This is a genomic window from uncultured Psychrobacillus sp. (assembly GCF_938022135.1).
Classification (GTDB): domain Bacteria; phylum Bacillota; class Bacilli; order Bacillales_A; family Planococcaceae; genus Psychrobacillus.
Genome location: NZ_CALIED010000055.1, coordinates 36,301 through 57,168, shown reverse-complemented (window position 1 = coordinate 57,168; position 20,868 = coordinate 36,301). Strand labels below are relative to the sequence as shown.

The window sequence follows — 20,868 nt, the reverse complement described above, 5'->3', positions numbered from 1 at the left end:
CGGTGGCTGAGGAGCTGCCTCCTCGCTTTTCTCCATTTGCCTGTCGGGGCAGAGATAGGCGCCTGCGCTTTTCTTGAAACTTTGGCAATAACTTTGTTGCACCGGCATATGATAAAAAATAGGTAGGTGTTGAGGTTGAATGAAAAAGAGAAAAATCCCTTCGTTATTTCACAAGAGAATTGGTCACTCCATCGCAAAGGACATCAAGATCAGCAACGCCACACGGAAAAGGTCAAGGAAGCAATAAGAAACAACTTACCAGACTTAATAAGTGATGAAAGTATTATCATGTCAAATGGACGAGACGTTATAAAAATCCCTATTAGATCCCTGGATGAATATAAAATAAGATATAACTACGACTCTTCTAAGCATGTTGGCCAAGGTAAAGGAGACAGTCAGATTGGTGATGTTGTTGCTAAGGGGCCTGGGGAAGGAAAGGCCACAGGAACTGGTAAGCAAGCTGGAGACAAGGCAGGGCAAGATTACTATGAGGCAGAGGTTTCCATGGAAGAGATTGAAAATGCTCTTTTTAGTGACATGGAGCTACCTAGTCTAGAGGATAAAGAAAAATCCGAAATAGTAACCGAGCATATTGAGTTTAATGATATTCGGAAAAAAGGTCTTATGGGTAATATTGATAAGAAAAGGACATTAATTACAGCTATTAAGAGAAATGCTCTTAAGGGAGAAGCGGCAATTGCACCTATTCATCAGGATGATTTGCGCTTTAAAACTTGGGATGAAGTTGTTAAGCGCGAATCAAAAGCAGTTGTTCTCGCTATGATGGATACAAGTGGTTCAATGGGAGTTTTTGAAAAGTATTGTGCACGTAGCTTCTTTTTTTGGATGGTTAGATTTTTACGAATGGAATACGAGGCATTAGATATTGAATTTATTGCTCATCATACAGAAGCAAAGGTAGTTACTGAGGAAGCGTTCTTTACAAAGGGGGAGAGTGGAGGTACCATATGTTCCTCTGCTTATCAGAAGGCATTAGAGTTAATACAGGAAAAGTATCCACCTTCTCGGTATAATATTTATCCAGTTCATTTTTCAGATGGAGAAAATATGACGAGTGATAATGAAAAATGTGTGAAACTAGTTAATGAATTAATGAAGGTATCTCAAATATTTGGGTATGGGGAAGTTAATGAACACAATCGTTATTCCACTTTGATGAACACATATAAGACAATAGAAAACCCAAAATTTAGACACCACGTAATTAGAAACAATAAAGATGTATATGCTGCGTTAAAAAGTATTTTTAAAAAGGGAGTAAAGTGATGGACACAAAACTACAATATGCAATTGCCGAAATAACTGAGATTGCATCTGGTTTTGGATTGGATACATTCCCTATGAGATACGAAATATGTCCTGCAGACATTATTTATACATTCGGCGCATATGGGATGCCAACTCGTTTCGCACACTGGAGCTTTGGGAAGCAATTTCATAAAATGAAGATGCAATACGATTTTGGGCTTAGCCAAATCTATGAGTTAGTGATCAATTCGAACCCTTGTTATGCATTTCTATTAGATACAAATAGCCTTATTCAGAACAAGCTAATTATTGCTCATGTACTTGCGCATTGTGATTTTTTCAAGAATAATGTTCGCTTCTCTAACACACGGAGAGATATGGTAGAAAGCATGACTGCCACTGCCGAGAGAATTGCACACTATGAAATGGTTCATGGAAAAGAAGAGGTAGAACAATTTTTAGACGCAGTATTAGCTATTCAAGAACATATTGATTCTTCGATTGTCCGTCCTAAGCTTCCTAGTTATGACTTAGAGGAAGAAGAAATAGAGGAAAAAAGAAAAAGTGAGTATGATGATTTATGGGATTTAGACGAAAAGAAAAAAAATAAGTTGGTTCAGCCTTATCGAAAAAAGTTCCCGCCCAGACCAGAAAAAGATTTGCTATTATTTATAGAGGAGTATAGTCGGGAGCTTGAAGATTGGCAACGTGATATCTTAACGATGATGCGGGAAGAGATGCTTTATTTTTGGCCGCAGCTCGAAACAAAAATTATGAATGAGGGATGGGCAACTTTTTGGCATCAGCGAATTCTCCGAGAAATGGATTTGACTTCAGATGAAACCATTGAATTTGCCAAGTTAAATGCAAATGTTGTGCAACCTTCCAAGACGTCCATAAATCCGTATTATTTAGGACTCAAAATTTTTGAGGATATAGAGAAAAGGTATGACTCCCCTACAGCTGAAATGAGAAGAATTGGAATTGAACCAGGGCTAGGGAGAGAAAAGTTGTTTGAAGTACGGGAAATAGAGTCTGATATTTCCTTTATCAGAAATTATTTGACAAAAGAGTTAGTTAAACAAGAGGACCTTTACTTATTTGAAAAGAAAAATGGGAACTATGAAATAACTGATAAGGATTATGAGAATGTCAGAGATGAAATAATAGCGAGCCGTGAAAATGGTGGCTACCCCTACATTGTAGTAGAAAATGGTGATTTCTCTAGAAACGGGGAGTTGCATCTAAAGCACAATTATGAAGGTGTGGAATTAGATGCGCATTATTTGGAGCATGTGCTTCCATATATCTACCAGCTGTGGGGGCGTTCTATTCATATGGAAACCTTTGTCGAGAAAAAACCAGTGCTCTATACTTATGATGGAAAAAAAGTTTCAAAGAGCCTTATGTAAATACTTTAATATGAAAAAGAGGATGATCGTGAATATAAACGATCATCCTCTTTAAATTTTATATAATTTTATGAACCTACGAAGTCTCCACCATCAACATGAATAGTTTGTCCTGTAATATACGTGGAGTCATTAGATGCTAAGAAGACATAGGCAGGTGCATTTTCTGATGGCTGACCTCTTCTGCCAGTTGGATTGCTTTCAGCATGATTTTCTACCTTCTCGGCATCAAAAGTTGCTGGAATAAGTGGGGTCCATATTGGCCCAGGTGCGACGGCATTTACACGTATACCTTTTTCAACTAGATTTAACGCTAAGGAGCGTGTGAAGGAAGTGATTGCTCCTTTTGTTGCCGAGTAATCGATTAACTCAGCAGAACCTCGGTATGCTGTCACTGATGATGTATTTACAATTGTGTCCCCCTTAGACATATGCGGAAGAGCAGCCTGTGTTAGATAGAACATAGAGTATATGTTAGTAGAGAAAGTTTCCTGTAATTGATCTGGAGTAATCTCTAAGAAATTCATCGTTGGGAACTGTTTTCCTGCGTTGTTTACTAAAACATTTAACTGGCCAAATTCCTCAATAACCTGCTCTATTAACTTTTCGCAGTTTTCGTCATCGCTAATATCTACAGCAAAACTTTTTGCTTTAACTCCATAGTTTTCAACTAGCTTTACTGTTTCTTTTGCATCCTCATGTTCATCTAAATACGCAATAGCGACGTTTGCACCTTCTTTTGCATAAGCAATTGCAACTGCTTTACCAATACCGCTATCTCCTCCTGTGATTAAAGCGACTTTTCCTTTTAGCTTTTCAGAACCTTTATAATTCTCATCATCATAAATAGGTTTTGGACTCATTTCATTTTCAAAACCTGGTTGACGATTCTGTGTTTGTCCTTTGATATTTTCTTCCATTTTTTCGAATTTGTCATTACTCATGTTGAGTCCTCCTTTATTGATCTCTAATAAATGTATTCCCAGATGAAATAAAGACAAACATTAGATAAAAAGACTGACACAAGTTTAGCAAGTACAAACAAGGGTATTAATATAGAGCATGAAATTTAAAAAAATGGGGAATCTAATATGAAACCAATAATAGGTATTACTGCTGAAGTTAAAGATGATAAAAGTTATTACTTGTCTTCAGTATATTCAGATACAGTTCTACAAGCAGGAGGTATTCCTTTACTTATACCACTCATTCCTGATAAAGATATAGACCAGTTATGTCAGCAAATAGACGGGTTGATTATAACTGGAGGAGAAGATATTGATCCTTCTTATTATGGTGAGTTGCCACATCTTCACTTGCAACGAATTACTCCACGACTTGATAAAATGGAATTTGCACTTGTGCAAAAATTTCTAGAGTTAGACAAGCCATATATTGGGACTTGTAGAGGCTTGCATATGCTTAATATAGTGATGGGTGGATCTTTACACCAGTCTATTCATGAGCAAAGAGAAGAATATACTTTACAGCATAGGCAAAATTCAATAAGAACGCACAGATCACATCCGGTTAAGCTAGATAGTAAAAGTAAGGTATATCAAATGTTACAAGAAGAGGAATTTAAGGTAAATTCATTTCATCATCAAGGCGTAAATAAGCTTGGAGATGGGTTGAAAGTAGTTGCTACTGCACCGGACGGTATAGTGGAGGCAGTAGAAAGTGAAAACCACACGTTTATTTATGGTTTTCAGTGGCATCCTGAAGAATTTGCGCTAAATGGTGATGAGCCTTCACAAAAGTTGTTTAGAAAATTTGTAGAAGCAGCAATTGAAAGAAAAACTAACAAATAGCATACCTATTAAAAATAGGAGGTGAAATTGGTGGGTAAAGATAAGAAGGATAATGATATGGAATACAATTCTAATTTGAATCCTGACGATTTTAAAGAGACAGATAAGAACAATGCGGATAAGAAAGATATTACCAAGCCAGGTGGGAAAGAAGAAAATAAAAATAATAAGTAGTTAATATCGTATATAGAAGGCTAAAAATACTAATAAAAGAAGGATTGTTATGGCGTATGTCACAACGGTCCTTCTTTTATTTTCTCAACTTATTTTAAGCATAATAACTATTTAATAGTACAACTTATTCTCATGGAGGTGAAATCTCATGAATGATAAAAAGAAAAATCATAAAAATAAGTTAGATCGTGAAGAGTATGGTTATGGATATGACATCAGTCCAAATGATATGGGTGTGATAGGGCAGAATACAGAAGCAAAAAAACACAATAACAGCCAACAAAAGGAAACAAAAAATAATTCAAACAAATAATTAATCACTTTATGGTAACCACCTCTATTCCATATATATACATATCAACATTTTTGTTCATCTTATTTGTCGATATATGTTCTAATTCGATTGCTTCTCTCTTAGAGTGATATAACAACTTTTTTAGAGAGAAGGGTGCAGTATGTATATAGATGGGATATTTTCAGGTGGTGGGATGAAGGGGATTGGCCTAGTTGGGGCATATCAAGTCTTAGAAGAAAAGGGATATCGTCTAAAGCGAGTAGCAGGAACTAGTGCTGGTGCAATACTTGCCTGCTTTATAGCAGCAGGCTATAACGGGAGAGAAATGGAAGAGCTAATGATGAGTCAGAACTTCCAAAAACTCTTGGATCCACGAAAGACAGTAATACCATTGCCGTTTATGAAATGGTTAAACTTGTATTGGGGTTTAGGTATTTACCAAGGAAAGGCATTGGAGGATTGGTTTTTAGAGAAATTGGCTTATAAAGGTATTTATACTTTTGGAGATCTACCTCCAGGCTCGTTAAAGCTAGTTGCCTCAGATTTAACTAATGGAAAGATGATTGTCCTACCAGATGACTTAAAAAATTATGGAATCGAACCAGATACTTTTTTAGTAAGTAGGGCCTTGCGGATGAGCTGTGGAATACCCTTTTTCTTTGAACCGATAAAATTAAAATCTAGTGTTGGGGACGTAGTAGTGGTTGATGGCGGTGTGCTGAGTAACTTCCCAATGTGGATATTTGAAAATGGGTTAAAAGAGAGACCAGTTTTAGGTATCCGACTTAGCGCAAATATTGAAGAGCCACAACCAAAACAAATAAAAAATGGACTCGACTTATTTGAAAGCTTATTTACAACAATGAAGGACGCTCATGATACAAGATATATATCACGAAAGATTGAACGAAATATAATATTTATACCGGCAGATGAATATAATGCTACCCAATTTGAATTAGATTATGATTCTAAGCTAGATTTATTGCAAAAGGGAAGAGAATCAACCACTCGATTTTTGAAAACCTGGTAATAGCATTTAAGAATGTTTAGTTTATTTACCAAAAAGGAATAATAAAGACAATAAGGGAAGGAGAGATTGATATGACTAATGCAAAAGAACAAGCACTAAAAATATTAAATAGTAATATGATTGGTACTATGGCGACAGTGCAGCAAAATAAACCGCATTCCCGATATATGACCTTCTTTAATGACGACTTTATCCTCTATACCGCAACAAGTAAGAAAACGCATAAAGTAGAAGAAATTGAACTTAACCCATACACACACATCCTCCTAGGGTACGATGGAAAAGGATTAGGTGATTCCTTCCTGGAAATTGAAGGGAAGGTCGAGGAATCGGATGACGAATCGATGAAAGAAAAGGTTTGGAATGATGCTTTAAAAGGATGGTTTAAAGGTCCAGATGATCCGGATTTAATCATTTTGAAAATTACTCCAACACAAGTTAGAGTTATGAATACAAAAGGCGAAGGTCCAGAAATAGTTGAATTTTAAACTCTAAAACACTCAAAACGACAAAGTTTTGAGTGTTTTTATATGCTAGTAAAGAATCCAATAGATTCACTTGCATACATAAAATATAAATGGACAAACTAATCAAATCTATAGGAAGGGCAAGTGATTCTTATAACAAAGATGAAATTAGTAAAAAAGCCGATGCTTGCATATTTTATGGATGGTACCACATCGACGAATGCTTTGGTTGAAAAAAGGATTAGGTATTATAAAGAGATTACTAAAGATAATAATGACGTTTTATATAAAAATATCCCAACTAACGAAGGCATTGTTACGATTATTTTTTCTCAATCCTTAACAGATAGCAAAACTTTAGAAATAATGGTTTTAATTCCTTTAGCAAATTATATTCACCAAATACATCAGGTGGCAGAACATATGAACCCCTCCAATATTGATGAGATTACACAAAAACTTGCTACTGGTGAAACGTTATTATACTTCCATGAGACAAACCGACTGTTAAGTATACATACGTATAGTGTAAAGGAGCGGGAAGTAACTACTTCAGAGATGGAGAGTACATTCATTGGCCCTCAAGATGTATTTACTGAATCCATACAGACAAATCTTTCGCTTGTTAAAAGACGAATAGTTAATCCCATGCTTAAAAATGAAGACTTAACAATAGGAAGCGTTTCTAATACGAAAATCACTATTATATATATAGATGATTTAGTAGATAAAACATCTCTCGAGCAATTAAAGAGTCGTTTAACCAAGCTTGATTATCCAAAGTTCTTTGATATTTCTACTCTTATGCAATTAATAGAAGATAATCCCTATTCACTATTTCCTCAATATTATATGACTGTAAAACCGGATACCACATCACATTACCTTGCAGATGGCAGAATAGTTATTTTAATGGATAACAGTCAAGCAGCTCTTGTATGCCCAACCTCCTTTTTAGAAATGTTCATTAGTGCGGAGGATTATTATAATCGCTGGCCATCTGCTAGCTTAGTTAGATCTCTTCGATTTTTTGGTTTTTTCTTAACCATTATGATTACTCCAACTTATATTTCCGCATTAACCTTTCACCAGGAGGTGCTTCCTTATGAGCTCCTTTTAAATCTTCAAGAATCTAGAATGAAAGTGCCTTTTTCTCCTCTCTTTGAGGTGTTATTTATTGAACTAATTGTAGAGGTATTAAAAGAAGCAGGAGCCAGGATGCCAGCGAAAATTGGCCAAACGATAGGGATTGTTGGAGGGATTGTTATTGGTACTGCAGCAGTTGAAGCTGGCCTTGTCAGTAATATTTTAATCGTTATTGTGGCTACTTCTGCTCTGTTGTCCTTCCTTCCACCGGTTTTCCATATGAGTAATACGAGCAGGACTATTCGTTATGTCTTTATACTTTCAGCTGGTATCTTTGGTTTGTTTGGTCAAATGCTCGCATTTGCATGGCTAATTGCCCACTTATTAAGAGTAAAATCCCTCGGTACGCCATTTATGTCACCCGTTATACCGAGAAGGGTGTCTGACTTGATGGATAGTGTTGTACGTTTTCCAATATCTTTCTTAAAGCGGAAAAGCGGCATTTCTCGTTCCAAAAAACGAAGTATATAGGTAGGTGAACATACCTGAGTGCTAATAAAGAGAGTTTAAAAGGCTATCATGTCATTTTTTTGGTACAGAGTATTATGTTTGGTACAGGAGTTCTGTCACTGCCTGAAAGATTGAGTAGTCTAGGATACAGCCAGGCTTTGATACCAATTCTATTTGGAGTAATTGCAAGTATATCTCTATGGCCAATGATCTGGATATGTTCAAAATATCATGCAAAAAACTTGTTTGAGATTAATGAAGAAATATTAGGTAAGTCTTTAGGGAAGTGTATTAACGCCTTTATAGTCATTCAGTTAATTTTACTTGCAACTGCAAAGGTCAGCAATTATGTACAGCTGATTCAAAGCACGGCTCTCCAAGAACAAACGACAAGCATACCTCTTATTTTAGTTTTGCTATTGGTATTGTATATCGTTAATGGTGGTATAAAAAATGTTGCTAGATTTTGTATAATGGCATTTTTTATTACAATACCGATGGTTTACTTTTTAAAATGGTCTATAAATAAAGGCGATATAAGCCATGTTTTCCCTTTGTTTAATCATAGTTGGAATGATTTTTTTGTGGCATTTGACCAAGGCTTTAATACTGTATTCGGATATGAGGTAATATTAATATTCTTTCCTTATATTATTAATAAACAAAAAGCGTTTAAGCATGCATTAATAGGTATTTGGATTAGTGTATCTTTGTTCTTCTTGACTACCCTGGTAAGTGTCATGTATTTTTCTGAATGGCAGCTAAGCAATGTTCAGTACTCTGTTTTACATCTATTTAAAGCAGGGGGATTTTCTTTTGTGGAGAGAATAGATATTTTTGGTATTACCTTGTGGGTATTTTTAGTGCTTTCATCTGTGTCAGGATATATCTGGGCTTCTATGAAAGGTGTAAATTCTATTATATCCAAAAGAAAAAGTTCCCACGTTTATATAATAGCTACCACCATTTTCGTAATCCTCACGCTACCGCTTTCTCATGAAAATTTAGAGAGGGCTTTTATTGTAAGTTATAGAATTGGTTATGGATTATTACTGTGGCCAATTATTTTAATTGCCCTTCACTTCATTAAAAAAAGCAGGTGGAATCATGAGTAAAAAAATCATTTTAATATTATTAATAGGAATGATTTTTTTGACGGGCTGCAATTTGAATGAAAAGAAGGTGCCGATTGAAGGTATTGATATGGTAGGAGTTCTCGGATTTGACTATGAGGGAGAAGGAACTTATAAACTAACTGCAGCCATTCCTCAAAAATCCAAGTATGCTAATGAAAGAACACAAATTTATACAACTACAACTGAATTAGTCACAACAGGAATGGTTGACATTGAGAAAAAAACAGAGAAAAAAGTAGTTCTAAATCAATTACGTGTCATTTTATTTAGTGAGGAATTTGCTACTAGTGGAAAGGTTGAAGAAGTAATCAAGCATTTATACCGAAACACACAAGTAGGCAATGAGGTTTTGCTAGCTATTGTAAAAGGTAGCGCTGAGGAGTTAATGCGACAGGACTATACGGACAAGGCAAGCGTCATAAACTATGTCACTGACCTGCTCCAGCCAAGTGTAAACTTAGCATTTAACCCAAATACTAATATACATGACTTGATGTATACACAAACTAATCCTAATATAGATTCAATTATGCCTGTAATTGAACTTAAAGGGAAAAAGTTGGAGTTAACTGGTGTCGCCTTATTTAAAGGGGATCATATGGAAAACGTACTTCACCCAGATGATGCTTTATATATTCAAGCAATACAGGGGAAGAAAAAATTATCTCCTTTTACCTTAAAGGTAGGGGGAGGAGATACACTCTTACTTGATTTCATTGATAACAGCGTAAAAATTATAAGTAATAAAAGCTTAGAATCCCCAAGATTAAAAATTATACTTAAGATAGAGGGAACGATGTCAGAGTATAAAGGTAAAAGTGCTTCCTTTAAAGACCCGGAAATCATGGAAAGATTAGAAAAAGATGCAGAGAAGGATTTAGAAAAAAAAATCAATGATTTCTTAGAAGAAATGCAAAAATTAGAGGTCGATCCCATTGGATTGACAGAAAACGTACGTCGACATCAGCGAGTTAAGTGGGATACCGAGCTTACCCGTAAAACTATAAGTAAAATGAAGTGGGATATTGAGGTTGATATGTCTATTTTAAGTACAGGTGTACTTCACTAGAAAATAATTTAAGGAGGACATGAATATCCAGTCCTCCTGCTTATCATACTATTTATTTTTTCTAGAGGAATGTCTTAGTTCTGCAAATTCTCGAGCAAATTCTTCTCGGACATCCTTAGGCTTAATCTTCATATTCTTTGGTGTCTGAGGTAAGGAACCAGTGTTATTACTACTTCCCTTTTTGTCGTCTCTACCCATGATGTGATACTCCCTTTCTAAAATTTTCTCTTTATTAAGATGAGAAGAAAAGGTAATTTTACTCCTGGGAATAAAACTTATTTAGAAATCATTTTTCCTTTTTCTTGTTCCACTACAGGTGGAATGTAAGCTAATGATGATCTAAAATTTAATTCGAATGTAGTTCCAACGCCTACCTCGGACTCTACATGAATATTTCCATTCATTGCACGGATAACACTAAAAACAACCAATATACCAAGACCAGTTCCTTGGTTCCCTTTTGTAGAGTAATACGGCTCTCCTAAACGACTTAATTGCTCATCAGTCATTCCTGAACCAGTATCTTTGATCGTGATGACGACGCTCGTAGGCGTAGCTTCTGTCCCCACAGTTAAAATTCCTCCTGAAGACATAGATTCTATTCCATTCTTCATAATATTAACTAAGCTTTGATGAAATTTTTGACTGTCACCCATAATTATGGATTCCTCTGCGAAATCTGTAATTATTTCAACAGACCTATTTTGTGCCAGTGGTATAAGCATTTGTATGACTTGATTTAATGCCTTGTTGATGAGAATAGTGTTTTCAGTTTCTGGATCAACTTTAGAAATTGTAAGATAATCTTGAATAACTCTTTCAGCTGACTGAAGCTCACTTTTAACGATAGATAAATACTGCCTTTTTGTGTCTGCTGAAATTGAGTCGTTATGTAAAAGTTGGACAAAACCTATAGCAGCAGTCAATGGATTGCGTATTTCATGAGAGATAGCTGCGCCCATCTTTTCTACAACTCCTTGCCTTTCTAAAGTTACAAGTTGCTGTCTGTAGATTGTAAATTTATCAACCTCCTCTAAAAAGTAGGTGATCATCCCTACTCCTAAAGGTTGTAAAAATAAAAATGCAAAACTTACATCAAGTATGTCATAACCATCTAACATAAAAAGTAAGGGAGTGGTTTGATAAATTCCTACGATATAAATAAAGCCTATTGCTATCCAAATTCGTTGTTCTCTATTTTTTCCCAAAAACCAAGGGTGTATCTTCCATAAAATAAGAGAGAAAATAGCATAATAAGATACTGTTACCCAAAATCCTAAATCTATTCCAAAAAAGGCTCTAATAATAATTGCTGTTAGACCTAGGTATGGACCTAGACCAATATAAAGCGCACCAATTACAAAAGGAATATTTCTTAAGTCCAATAAGATATTTTCAGATAAAGGATAGCTAAATCCGTAGCAAATTATGAGGCTGGCGAAACAATACAGCGTCGCAATGAATTGTACCTTTTTCGTATTTTCAAGCCAAATCAAGCTGAAAAAAAGTAATACTATTAAAAGAGATAGGTTGAAAAAAAAATGTAGCGTCAGCTCCATAGTATTACCTCTTTTCAGAAAGATTGAATGTGAATTAAAACTTTACCAGAATATATATGAAGTTTTTTGTTTGCGGAAGGTAAAGTAATAAGTAGTTTCCTGTTCGGTTCTCTTCGTTCGAACAGTACCTTTTATATTTCTTATAATACCGAAATCAATGGATGTGTCTAGTACTTTAGATTCCATTTGATTTTCTGTGGTAGGACTAGATATTGTAATAAGAATTTTGGTTTTAGTCTCCTTAGTTGTGATAGATATAACGCCTCCATCTGTTAAGGAAACTATATTATTTTTAATGATATTTATGAATGTGTGCTGGAACTTTGCACGATCTCCGTCTATTAAACTAGTAGACGATAAATCAGAGACAATCTTAACGGAATAATAGTTGGCTAATGGTTGTAAAAGCTTTAGAACAATAGGGAGTTCCTCTTGAATATTTAATTCTTTTGTATGTTCTGTTATAGGCTTAGAGTAAGTTAAATAATCTTGAATAATTTTCTCTGCCAAATCAAGTTCGTCTTTTAAAATAGCAAGGTATTGCTTGCTTTTTTCAGAATCTAGGGGTTCTCTAGTTAATAATTCGACAAATCCAATTGCTGAAGTTAAAGGATTTCTAATTTCATGTGATATAGCCGCGCCCATTTGTTCTACGGCTTCTTTTTTTTCTACTTTTATTAAAAGCTTCCTTTGGGTATTTATTTTTTCAAAGGCTTCAATAATATATGTAATGATGGCAATGCCAAGTGGGGGAATAACTATATATGCTATATATAAATCTAAAGTATGTGCGCTCCCACTAGTGTTTAGTACAACTAATAATATAAAAAGGCTCATTATAAGAGCTAAAAAGGAGGAACAAATTATACGATATTTAGATTTTAATCGCATAAAATAAGGAGATACTATCCATAATGCAATACTTAGTATGCCATTGATCGTAAGAGTCATATAGAAACCTAAATCTATTCCATGTAGACCTCTTAGTAAAATGACGATTGCGCACAAAATTGGACTCAACCTAAAATAGAGGCTTCCTATAAGTAAAGGGACCATTCGTAAATCTAACATTAATTCATCCGTTAAATGATAGGAAAACAAATAGCACAGAAGTAATGTAATAACAAAAAATATTAAAGAGGTTTTTTTTCTTTTAAGCAGGCTACCAGGTTTTCTTAAGTTAGTGAAACAAAGGAAAAACAAGATGATAATTAAGGATAAATTGAATAGAAAATTAACGGTAATAAGCTCCAATTTAATACCTCATCTCACCTTAAGATTATAAATTTATATTATCTTTAAATCGAAGGGTATTCAAGTTTTTATTTAATTATTTGGAAAATTTAATAAAATGAAAGTAAATAAAAACCAGATCTATAAGCTAGATCTGGTTTTTACTATAGGCTTTCTTTATTAAAAAAAGAAATTAGCTGCTTATTGGTAGGAGCTTGGATTTTAAACGTTAGCTCTCTATCACCGCTATTTTCAATACGTGGGATGATGGATTCTATTACATGGAACTTCCAAAAAGATGGCTTACTTTTCGTGCTTTTTTCGGTATCCGAAGTCATCATTTTACGTTGGAAGGGATGTAACTTACACATAAGGAATTTTTCTTTTAGACGTATGAGTAAATATCCATCATCTGTTTCAGGGTTAAACTTTTTCATAAGTGATTCACCTAGCTCAAACGTGTTTGATTTATTTTGAACCGATGGCGAAATGACGAATATATTTCCTTTACGAAACACGGAAGTATTAGAAACCTGTTGTAGACCTAACTCGTTAATTAAAAAATCGAGATTTACTTGTGATGCTTCACTAGCGACTGACATAAAGTAGTGCCTCCTTTACAAATCCACAAACTCATTACTATTAAGTATACCCCATTTTCTCATTAATATCTTAAGTTAAGCATAATAAAATTAATAATTTACTGATTTTTCGTAAAAAAAACCAAAAAAAATATAAAAATGGCCTTCCTACTAAGTATATTTTGAGTAGAAACACTTAATTCCTATAATGTAAAAATTTTTATAGAAGGACAAATTAAATGAAATTAATTTTACACAAAAACATATTAAAGTACGTTTACAATAAAAATGTAAAACTTTTTTTCAATTAGTCTGTCTAATTAATAGGGACGTAGAAATGGGGTGATGGGTTGAGTGAGCAACTGTTATTAGTAAAAAGAGCGATAAAGGGGAATGAGGAAGCTTTTTTGGACTTGATGCATGTACATCAGGAAGCATTGTATAGGACTGCTATATCCTTTTTAAAAAATGAAGAGGATGCATTGGAGGCTGTGCAAGAAGTTACCTATAGAGCCTTTAAACATATAAGAAAACTGAAAGAGCCAGCGTATTTCAAAACATGGATCATACGGATTATGATGAACTATTGCCAGGATGAAATTCGAAAAAGTAAGCGTGAATTAGTTGAGGATGACTTACTACACTTAATTGGAGTAGAGGAGAATTTTACCTTTCTAGAAATAGAAGAGGCACTTAAACATCTGACTGACTACGAAAGAGAGCTACTCCATCTCAAATACTTTGAAGACATCAAAATTAAAGATATTGCAATCATGTGGAAGACACCAGAAGGGACGATTAAAACTAGACTACATAAGGCACTCCGCTCATTACGACATCAATTTGAAGGGAAAGGGGAGATGAAGCGTGTTTGAAGAGGAAAAACAAAAATTGGAGACAAGAAAATATGTAATCAACCAGGTAGATGTTCCAGTGGATAGGGTACAAATGTCCGTTAGGAAGGGTTTTGAAAAAGCAAAACAAGAGAAAAAAAGGAAGAGAATGATTGCGAAGCGCAGTATATTGTCCATTGCTATGGCAGCCATTTTATTCATAGCATTTGTAACCTCGGTAAACGTTTCTCCAGCCTTTGCCAACAAAGTGTCAGCGATTCCTGGCTTGGATAGAGTAGTAGCTCTTATTCAAAATGACAAGGGTCTTGTAGCAGCAGTAGAACATGACATCTATCAACCGGTAAATGTATCCCAAACCGAACACGGAATTACGGTTACGTTGGATGGAGTGATTGTTGATGAGAAAGGGATGGTTATTTTTTATACCGTGGAATCGAAGGAAAAGGATTTGAGTGAATTAGGATATAAATATTGGCGAGTGAAGTCAAATAAAAGATCGCCATATGAATATAGTATGGAAATCCGTAATAGCTTTTATCCTTTAGCTACAGAAAAGGGATTGAAGGCTTTCAGCTCTAGTCATCGTATAGAATCTAGGTATAAGTCAAGTCTGCCTTCTGAAGGCCATAGATTAGAAATAGGAATTATCAATGGAGATAAAATTGAAAACTTTAAAATACCCTTTTCCTACGAGAAAATAAATAACTTGGAGAGCAAAACTTTTACCGTGAATAAGGAAGTAGAGATAGAAGGGCAAATAGTAGAAATAAAATTTATTGTAGTAGATCCGACGGGAATGAAATTATTTTTAGAGGCAAAACCAAGTAATACCAAAAAGCTTTTATATGGTGCATTTAATAATATCCGATTGGTAGATGAAAAAGGCAGAGAATGGTCCACGCACGCTGATAGCTATTATTGGGAGCAAAACAAATTTACGGTTTCCGTGCCTGATAGCTTTTATTTTTATAGCCCCAAAAAGTTGACATTAAAGTTTGGAAAAGTAGCAGCAATCGATAAAGACGAGGCTTATTTACTCATTGATACAAATTTATCTAAGTTTATAAAGCAGCCAAAGGATTCTATCTTCTCAGATTTAAAAATTGAAAACAATCAAGTTAGCTTTGTTATCGATGCAGATAGAAACAAAGAGTTCGTTTATTTTCCAAAAATAACAAATGAAAGGGAAGAGGAGTATACATTTAAGTATGACGACAGTCCCTATTATCCAAGCACTCAATATGTGACCAGCTCTTTTACAGATCTCCCAGGTGGGAAAACAAAATTTGAATTTCAAATTCCACCAAATAGTAAACAAGTTAGATTGGCCTTAGATTATTATCCTTCTTGGATTGAGGATGAAAACGTAAAGATTGAAATAGATTTGCAAGATAAATAAGGAAAGTGTAAGTTGCCAATGACTGATAGCGGGTCTCAGGGGTTGATAAAAGCTAAATAAGAATAAAGTAAAAAGACAGCAAATCAACTTTGATTTGCTGTCTTTTTAAAAGTAGGAAATATAATATCAATACATTTCTATTTGACCTACCTGATGAATTTTAAAATCCATATATCCATTGGGCTGAACAATAAAATACATTTTATTTTCCCCAGAAACTAGAGGTCCTTTGTAGTCCTTTTCAAGCTCTACAAAAATTGTAGCAATATACTCCACGTGGTGTGAGCCTCTATCTATTTCTTTAATCTTTGATAGATCTACTTTTTTGAGCCCTTTCTTAAACTCGTTTACTTCAAAATAAGAAGTCGGTAATAGTTGCTTTTGAGCAACTTGTGGGCTCGATAATAAATTGGTAAACAAAATATGAACAGGGTTTATTTTGTCTGGAATATCTAGGTCAACCACTGGTCTCTTACTAACACGCCAACCTATGTTTTCAACTAATTGATATTCTACGCTGTACATTATTTTTTCTGAAGGCTCACCAATAGGTACGGTTAATCGATATTGAACCTTATCCTTATCCTTTTTTATAACCTCTGCTGTAGCTTTTTTCCATTCCTCTAGAGAACCTATGTCAGCTTCTTTTTGAGCGAGCTTTCCTTTATGTTCTAAAATCTCTAAGTCATTTATAAAGTGTTCTGCTGCCTGCGATGTCATAACCTCAGTTAAATATTTCATGAGCTTTGCCTTGGTATTAATGTTACTTGATAGATAACGATAGGCTAAGTCATTATATAGAAAAGTATCATATTCTCTATTCTTATAGCCTCCTCCACTACTTACAAACAGATAGGCCTCCTCATATTTAGCAGCTAGGTCCACAGCTATTTTGTCTGTTAGCTGATCCTTTTGAATAACGGTTTGGTTACTCTTTATATTCCCTGTTGTGGCTGCCTCTGTTATTGGGATAAATGGGGTTTGTAATAGAGTTATTGTGGCTAATGCTAGTAAAACGTTTGTAGGTTTCATTTAAATTCCTCCAATTTGTGTTGTTTAATAGAGCAAAAACATTAGAAAAGGTATTTTGTTAAGTTTGGAGAATATATAGCTAATAAATATTATGTTGAGGGAGCACAGATTATGTCTGAAGAGTTAAAAGAAGTTTATGGAAAGTACCTGATCCCGAAAGAAATCTTACAACTCATTCAACTAGAGGAGAACCTTAACAAGGAAGATTTATCGTTAGATATGATCGGATTTAGACCAGCTACGGAACTTTCTCCATATTCCATCACACCGCCTGACTTAATACCCTTTGCGGAAACTGGAGGGGGTGGAATTCACTTCGGTTTTTTAACTGACTTTCAACAAATTGAAGATTTAATGAGAGCCTCTATTGTATGTGTTTCCCCTACTAACGATCCTCCTATTCGTTACTTGACGAACAGTTTCGAGGAATTTATAAATCTAGTATTTTCGGTTCCTCATGCTGAATTGATCGAACAATTAAGTCTGTATTCAACTAAAGAACAGGAAAAGGTAATAGTAAGTGAATATATGGACGAACTTCCAAGCTCATGGGAAATGAAACAAGAAAAAGTTTTCGCGAAGTTAAAAAGTATCTTTCCCATGGCTGAAAAGGTAGATGTTATATCAAATTTTTCTTCAGCGAAGCAGAAAAGGAAAAATAAAATAGTAATTGAAACTTATGATGGATTAGGGGTTATAGGGAAAAACGGTGGGGAAAGATATAGATTTTTGGATAGTCGGATAAGTGATACAGAAGAGTTATTAAGAATGCGTCGATTTATTCAAGATTCTTCCTTAGAAGAAAAACACGCTTTTATAAGGGATATACAGTATTGGTATGTAGTAGATCCGGATTATAACTATGAGATTTGGTCGCTAGTTCAAGAAATAATCGCAACATTTAACGAGTAGGATTATTTAAAAATGGAGGCTGGTACATAACTAGTCTATAAATTAAAAGAAGGTGAAATCAGCGACTTGATATCACCTTTTTATTTCTTATTAAAGTCAGCCGACTTTCTAATTCTTATTATTTGGAGAGGAGGCGGAGACTCAAAGGGGGGAGCGTACGTCAGCTGAAAGCTGTGCCCCTGTAAAACGTACGCCATAACAGAAAATTACTACAGAAAAAAATAATATAAGACCCTCAAAACTATACCAAATCGTAGAATTTTCAAGGCTATTTATTCTGAGGAGAGTTTATCCCACCCCCAATTCATTATTTGTTAGGTAAAGGATATTTTATAGCATTCTTTTTTATTTTCTTTTTTGCTGCTTCCTTTAAATCTATGTCTAATAGGTTTGCGAGTTGTAGGAGGTAGATTAGAACATCTGCCGCTTCTTCTTCAATGCCTTGTTTGTCGTTTGCTATAGCTTCTTCTGGGGTACGCCATTGAAAGTGCTCTAATAGTTCACTAGCTTCTAAAGATATAGAGATCGCGAGACTACGAGCATCAGTATTGCGAACCCAACCTCTTTTTTGGTTAAACTCCAAAATTTCTTCTGTTAATTCCTTCATATTCTTCTGCCCCTTTTGTAACCATAAAATGGTTTAAATGTATTGTATGTCTACCATTATTATAGCCAAGCTGATAAACAAATGGTCTATAATCTTTTAAACATAGCGGCTTATATATTGATATAATATTGAACTATACATAATGCGATTGAGGGGAGATATATGAATCTAAAAGGAGTTTTGCTATTAATATTCTTATTTCATACTGTAGTAAACGCAACTAGGCCAGTCATTACACTCTCAGCCGACGAGTATGGGGCATCTATTTGGATCATTGGTATTCTAACCTCTACATTTGCCTTTTTACCATTAATATTTTCAATTCATGCCGGCAAAATAATAGATAAAATAGGAGATAGGCTCCCTATTATTATCGGGTTTGTTAGCCTTATAGCCGGTATGATTGTTCCTGCTGCTTTTTCTACTATATGGTCTTTGTTTGCAAGTCAGTTACTGTTAGGGATAGGGAATATAAGTATACCTATTGCCTTACAAAATCAGTTAGGTCACCAAACGACTAAGAAAAACAGAGATTATTATTTCAGTATGTTCAGTTTGTGTGTTGCTTTTGGAGCTGTAGTAGGTCCTCTCATGGGTGGATACTTATCGGAACATATATCCTTTCAAATTGTTTATATAGTATGCGTGGGAATAGGATTAACTGCCATTATCTTCTCTTTAAAAATCCCTAAGGCAGAGCAACAAATACATAGAAAGCCAACTAAAATGATTGACTCTATCAAACTATTAGAAAGCCCGTTAATTAGACGGGCCTTGTTCTCCAGTGCCTTAGTTCTTTATTCAAAAGACATCTTTGTTGCCTATTTTCCGTTATTAGGAAAACAAATGGACTTGTCTACGTCTACAATAGGTTGGATCATAGCGCTCCAGGGATTAGCAACCATGTTTGTCCGTTTTGTGTTACCAAAGCTTTTAGAAATATATAAGAGGGAATTTATCTTATTCGTATCCATATTTGTCGCAGGGATTGCCTTTTTATTGTTGCCTTTGACAAGCTCCGTCCTTGTAATTGCTTTTCTCGCAATTATGATGGGGTTAGGCTTAGGGTGCGGACAGCCAATCTCCATGACAACGACCTATAATGCATCTCCACCAGAAAGGACAGGGGAAGTTTTAGGACTACGAATAACTATAAATCGCTTATTTCAGCTCATTGCACCAGCTTTTTTTGGTGTAATTGGAGGCTCTGTTGGAATGGCAGGCGTATTTCTTTTTAGTGGTGTATTTCTAGTTGGAGGATCTTTGTTGTTTAAGGGGAAGAAAGGTGAAGAAGATTAAAGCTGTTGATAAACACTAATCTTTTAGTAGAGATTAGTGTTTATTATTTCCAAAAAAACAATATTATTGTATAGTTTGAAATAATTAAAATTTTAAGAAGGTAGTGAGTAAGATGAATCAAGGAGTTACTGCTAAGGACGTGGCGAAGCTTGCTGGCGTTTCTCAATCTTCTGTCTCACGTGTTTATTTTAAAGGGGCGACTGTGTCTCAAAAAACTCGTGAGAAGGTATTGGCTGCTGCTAAGGAATTAGGTTATAGACCGAATGAATTTGCCCGTAGTTTAATTACAAATAGAACGAAAATAATTGGTTTAGTTATGAAGGGGGTCCAGAACCCTTTTTATCCACAGGTATTAAAGCAATTTACAACTGCATTTAAAAAGTTGGGCTACAGCATTTTATTTGTGTATACACATAACGATGAGATTCAACAAGAGGATATTGATACATTACTTAACTATAACGTTGCGGGTGTCATTATTACGGATGCCACGTTGTCTTTGCAGGCAAACGAGGATCTGTTTAATAACAGAATTCCTTTAGCTTTGTTTAATAGAAAGATTGATGGTAATAAGTTTTATTCGGTATGCTGTAACAATTTAGAGGCGAGTAAACAAATTGCACAGTACCTATTGGAGGTAGGTTGCTCTAATATGATTTATATTTCTGGCAATGAAAACACATCAACTAGTATAGAGAGAGAAAAAGGCTTTGTAACGGTATTAAAGGAAAATAAAGTAGAATATAAAAAATATATTTCTGATTTCACTTACGAGGGTGGGTATAAAACAATCGAGAAAGTAGTGTCTCAAGGAAAAGTACCCGAAGCAATATTCGTGGCGAATGATATTATGGCTCTAGGAGTGATGGATTCCTTAAAAAAACATCATATAGCTGTTCCGGATGAAGTGAAGGTGGTGGGATTCGACAATATTGAAATGTCCGCTTGGCCTTCTTATAGTTTAACTACTTGGGAGCAGCCAATAAATGAAATGGTAAACGTAACAGTAGACTATTTAACCGCGGAAATCAGCGAATACTCTGGTCAGGCCCAAAATATAGAGATTGATGGAAGACTAATTGTTCGTAATTCAACATATAAATAGTTGACTAATTAATGTTTTTAGA

The 20,868-nt window shown here is 34.9% G+C and carries 22 protein-coding genes; 15 read left to right on the top strand and 7 right to left on the bottom strand.

What is annotated here, in order from left to right; genetic code table 11:
- Nucleotides 1-135: 135 nt before the first annotated feature.
- Both yhbH and Q0371_RS11215 read left to right on the top strand, forming a co-directional pair.
- The gene (gene yhbH, locus Q0371_RS11220) at nucleotides 136-1,290 is read left to right on the top strand and encodes a sporulation protein YhbH (protein ID WP_298471114.1); all 1,155 of its coding nucleotides are present in this window, start codon (nucleotides 136-138) and stop codon (nucleotides 1,288-1,290) included.
- Nucleotides 1,290-2,684 carry a SpoVR family protein gene (locus Q0371_RS11215; RefSeq protein ID WP_169359104.1) on the top strand — a complete coding sequence of 465 codons (1,395 nt, stop codon included), beginning with the start codon at nucleotides 1,290-1,292 and terminating at the stop codon, nucleotides 2,682-2,684. Before yhbH ends, Q0371_RS11215 begins: the two co-directional genes overlap by 1 nt.
- Before the next feature lie 68 nt (nucleotides 2,685-2,752).
- Here the strand turns inward: Q0371_RS11215 and Q0371_RS11210 are convergent, their stop codons facing one another.
- Nucleotides 2,753-3,628, bottom strand: a complete 876-nt coding sequence (locus Q0371_RS11210) for an SDR family oxidoreductase (protein ID WP_169359103.1) — start codon at nucleotides 3,626-3,628, stop codon at nucleotides 2,753-2,755.
- A 147-nt stretch (nucleotides 3,629-3,775) separates the two neighbouring features.
- Between Q0371_RS11210 and Q0371_RS11205 the strand changes: the two genes are divergently transcribed.
- The 8 genes from Q0371_RS11205 to Q0371_RS11170 all read left to right on the top strand — a co-directional run bounded on the left by Q0371_RS11205 (nucleotide 3,776) and on the right by Q0371_RS11170 (nucleotide 10,265).
- Nucleotides 3,776-4,495 carry a gamma-glutamyl-gamma-aminobutyrate hydrolase family protein gene (locus Q0371_RS11205; RefSeq protein ID WP_298471110.1) on the top strand — a complete coding sequence of 240 codons (720 nt, stop codon included), beginning with the start codon at nucleotides 3,776-3,778 and terminating at the stop codon, nucleotides 4,493-4,495.
- Nucleotides 4,496-4,525: 30 nt separating this feature from the next.
- A complete protein-coding gene (locus tag Q0371_RS11200) occupies nucleotides 4,526-4,669 on the top strand; it encodes a hypothetical protein (RefSeq protein WP_298471108.1) in 144 nt (47 codons plus the stop codon).
- A gap of 148 nt (nucleotides 4,670-4,817) precedes the next feature.
- Complete coding sequence (locus Q0371_RS11195) at nucleotides 4,818-4,982, top strand: hypothetical protein (RefSeq protein ID WP_169359100.1); 165 nt, start codon at nucleotides 4,818-4,820, stop codon at nucleotides 4,980-4,982.
- 142 nt (nucleotides 4,983-5,124) lie between these two features.
- On the top strand, nucleotides 5,125-5,997 hold the full coding sequence (locus Q0371_RS11190; RefSeq protein ID WP_298471106.1) for a patatin-like phospholipase family protein: 873 nt from the start codon (nucleotides 5,125-5,127) through the stop codon (nucleotides 5,995-5,997).
- Between the two features lie 71 nt (nucleotides 5,998-6,068).
- Complete coding sequence (locus tag Q0371_RS11185; protein ID WP_298471104.1) at nucleotides 6,069-6,485, top strand: pyridoxamine 5'-phosphate oxidase family protein; 417 nt, start codon at nucleotides 6,069-6,071, stop codon at nucleotides 6,483-6,485.
- Nucleotides 6,486-6,608: 123 nt separating this feature from the next.
- Nucleotides 6,609-8,081 (top strand): spore germination protein, encoded by a 1,473-nt coding sequence (locus Q0371_RS11180; RefSeq protein ID WP_298471102.1) that lies wholly within the window; start codon nucleotides 6,609-6,611, stop codon nucleotides 8,079-8,081.
- Between the two features lie 14 nt (nucleotides 8,082-8,095).
- Nucleotides 8,096-9,175 (top strand): GerAB/ArcD/ProY family transporter, encoded by a 1,080-nt coding sequence (locus tag Q0371_RS11175; RefSeq protein ID WP_298471122.1) that lies wholly within the window; start codon nucleotides 8,096-8,098, stop codon nucleotides 9,173-9,175.
- Nucleotides 9,168-10,265 (top strand): Ger(x)C family spore germination protein, encoded by a 1,098-nt coding sequence (locus Q0371_RS11170; protein ID WP_298471100.1) that lies wholly within the window; start codon nucleotides 9,168-9,170, stop codon nucleotides 10,263-10,265. Before Q0371_RS11175 ends, Q0371_RS11170 begins: the two co-directional genes overlap by 8 nt.
- 48 nt (nucleotides 10,266-10,313) lie before the next feature.
- Here Q0371_RS11170 and Q0371_RS11165 read toward each other — a convergent pair whose 3' ends face one another.
- The 4 genes from Q0371_RS11165 to Q0371_RS11150 all read right to left on the bottom strand — a co-directional run bounded on the left by Q0371_RS11165 (nucleotide 10,314) and on the right by Q0371_RS11150 (nucleotide 13,659).
- Nucleotides 10,314-10,463 carry a YfhD family protein gene (locus tag Q0371_RS11165; protein WP_169359095.1) on the bottom strand — a complete coding sequence of 50 codons (150 nt, stop codon included), beginning with the start codon at nucleotides 10,461-10,463 and terminating at the stop codon, nucleotides 10,314-10,316.
- Between the two features lie 77 nt (nucleotides 10,464-10,540).
- Nucleotides 10,541-11,824, bottom strand: coding sequence for a HAMP domain-containing sensor histidine kinase (locus Q0371_RS11160; RefSeq protein ID WP_298471098.1), 1,284 nt, complete (start codon nucleotides 11,822-11,824; stop codon nucleotides 10,541-10,543).
- A gap of 42 nt (nucleotides 11,825-11,866) precedes the next feature.
- Complete coding sequence (locus Q0371_RS11155) at nucleotides 11,867-12,844, bottom strand: HAMP domain-containing sensor histidine kinase (RefSeq protein ID WP_298471096.1); 978 nt, start codon at nucleotides 12,842-12,844, stop codon at nucleotides 11,867-11,869.
- 377 nt (nucleotides 12,845-13,221) lie between these two features.
- Nucleotides 13,222-13,659, bottom strand: coding sequence for a hypothetical protein (locus tag Q0371_RS11150; RefSeq protein ID WP_298471094.1), 438 nt, complete (start codon nucleotides 13,657-13,659; stop codon nucleotides 13,222-13,224).
- Between the two features lie 329 nt (nucleotides 13,660-13,988).
- Between Q0371_RS11150 and Q0371_RS11145 the strand changes: the two genes are divergently transcribed.
- The gene (locus Q0371_RS11145) at nucleotides 13,989-14,513 is read left to right on the top strand and encodes a sigma-70 family RNA polymerase sigma factor (RefSeq protein ID WP_240949658.1); all 525 of its coding nucleotides are present in this window, start codon (nucleotides 13,989-13,991) and stop codon (nucleotides 14,511-14,513) included.
- Complete coding sequence (locus Q0371_RS11140) at nucleotides 14,506-15,891, top strand: DUF4179 domain-containing protein (protein ID WP_298471091.1); 1,386 nt, start codon at nucleotides 14,506-14,508, stop codon at nucleotides 15,889-15,891. Before Q0371_RS11145 ends, Q0371_RS11140 begins: the two co-directional genes overlap by 8 nt.
- Nucleotides 15,892-16,017: 126 nt before the next feature.
- On the opposite strand, the gene Q0371_RS11135 is transcribed toward Q0371_RS11140, so the two are convergent.
- Nucleotides 16,018-16,923 carry a DL-endopeptidase inhibitor IseA family protein gene (locus tag Q0371_RS11135; protein WP_298471089.1) on the bottom strand — a complete coding sequence of 302 codons (906 nt, stop codon included), beginning with the start codon at nucleotides 16,921-16,923 and terminating at the stop codon, nucleotides 16,018-16,020.
- Nucleotides 16,924-17,034: 111 nt separating this feature from the next.
- On the opposite strand from Q0371_RS11135, the gene Q0371_RS11130 reads away from it, so the two are divergent.
- The gene (locus tag Q0371_RS11130; protein WP_298471087.1) at nucleotides 17,035-17,835 is read left to right on the top strand and encodes a hypothetical protein; all 801 of its coding nucleotides are present in this window, start codon (nucleotides 17,035-17,037) and stop codon (nucleotides 17,833-17,835) included.
- A gap of 307 nt (nucleotides 17,836-18,142) precedes the next feature.
- Here Q0371_RS11130 and Q0371_RS11125 read toward each other — a convergent pair whose 3' ends face one another.
- Nucleotides 18,143-18,472: a MazG-like family protein gene (locus Q0371_RS11125; RefSeq protein WP_298471120.1), complete on the bottom strand. Its 330-nt coding sequence runs from the start codon at nucleotides 18,470-18,472 to the stop codon at nucleotides 18,143-18,145.
- Between the two features lie 132 nt (nucleotides 18,473-18,604).
- On the opposite strand from Q0371_RS11125, the gene Q0371_RS11120 reads away from it, so the two are divergent.
- Together Q0371_RS11120 and Q0371_RS11115 are read left to right on the top strand one after the other, a co-directional pair.
- Nucleotides 18,605-19,741, top strand: a complete 1,137-nt coding sequence (locus tag Q0371_RS11120; RefSeq protein WP_298471085.1) for an MFS transporter — start codon at nucleotides 18,605-18,607, stop codon at nucleotides 19,739-19,741.
- 112 nt (nucleotides 19,742-19,853) lie between these two features.
- On the top strand, nucleotides 19,854-20,846 hold the full coding sequence (locus Q0371_RS11115; protein WP_298471083.1) for a LacI family DNA-binding transcriptional regulator: 993 nt from the start codon (nucleotides 19,854-19,856) through the stop codon (nucleotides 20,844-20,846).
- Nucleotides 20,847-20,868 lie beyond the last annotated feature (22 nt).

Bases quoted from the DNA above. Each gene is read 5' to 3' on its own strand.
- Q0371_RS11190 (WP_298471106.1), top strand. From the start codon at position 5,125: ATGTATATAGATGGGATATTTTCAGGTGGTGGGATGAAGGGGATTGGC.
- Q0371_RS11135 (WP_298471089.1), bottom strand. From the start codon at position 16,923: ATGAAACCTACAAACGTTTTACTAGCATTAGCCACAATAACTCTATTA.
- Q0371_RS11185 (WP_298471104.1), top strand. From the start codon at position 6,069: ATGACTAATGCAAAAGAACAAGCACTAAAAATATTAAATAGTAATATG.
- Q0371_RS11115 (WP_298471083.1), top strand. From the start codon at position 19,854: ATGAATCAAGGAGTTACTGCTAAGGACGTGGCGAAGCTTGCTGGCGTT.
- Q0371_RS11205 (WP_298471110.1), top strand. From the start codon at position 3,776: ATGAAACCAATAATAGGTATTACTGCTGAAGTTAAAGATGATAAAAGT.
- Q0371_RS11160 (WP_298471098.1), bottom strand. From the start codon at position 11,824: ATGGAGCTGACGCTACATTTTTTTTTCAACCTATCTCTTTTAATAGTA.
- Q0371_RS11150 (WP_298471094.1), bottom strand. From the start codon at position 13,659: ATGTCAGTCGCTAGTGAAGCATCACAAGTAAATCTCGATTTTTTAATT.
- Q0371_RS11120 (WP_298471085.1), top strand. From the start codon at position 18,605: ATGAATCTAAAAGGAGTTTTGCTATTAATATTCTTATTTCATACTGTA.
- Q0371_RS11165 (WP_169359095.1), bottom strand. From the start codon at position 10,463: ATGGGTAGAGACGACAAAAAGGGAAGTAGTAATAACACTGGTTCCTTA.
- Q0371_RS11215 (WP_169359104.1), top strand. From the start codon at position 1,290: ATGGACACAAAACTACAATATGCAATTGCCGAAATAACTGAGATTGCA.
- Q0371_RS11130 (WP_298471087.1), top strand. From the start codon at position 17,035: ATGTCTGAAGAGTTAAAAGAAGTTTATGGAAAGTACCTGATCCCGAAA.
- Q0371_RS11210 (WP_169359103.1), bottom strand. From the start codon at position 3,628: ATGAGTAATGACAAATTCGAAAAAATGGAAGAAAATATCAAAGGACAA.
- Q0371_RS11170 (WP_298471100.1), top strand. From the start codon at position 9,168: ATGAGTAAAAAAATCATTTTAATATTATTAATAGGAATGATTTTTTTG.
- Q0371_RS11195 (WP_169359100.1), top strand. From the start codon at position 4,818: ATGAATGATAAAAAGAAAAATCATAAAAATAAGTTAGATCGTGAAGAG.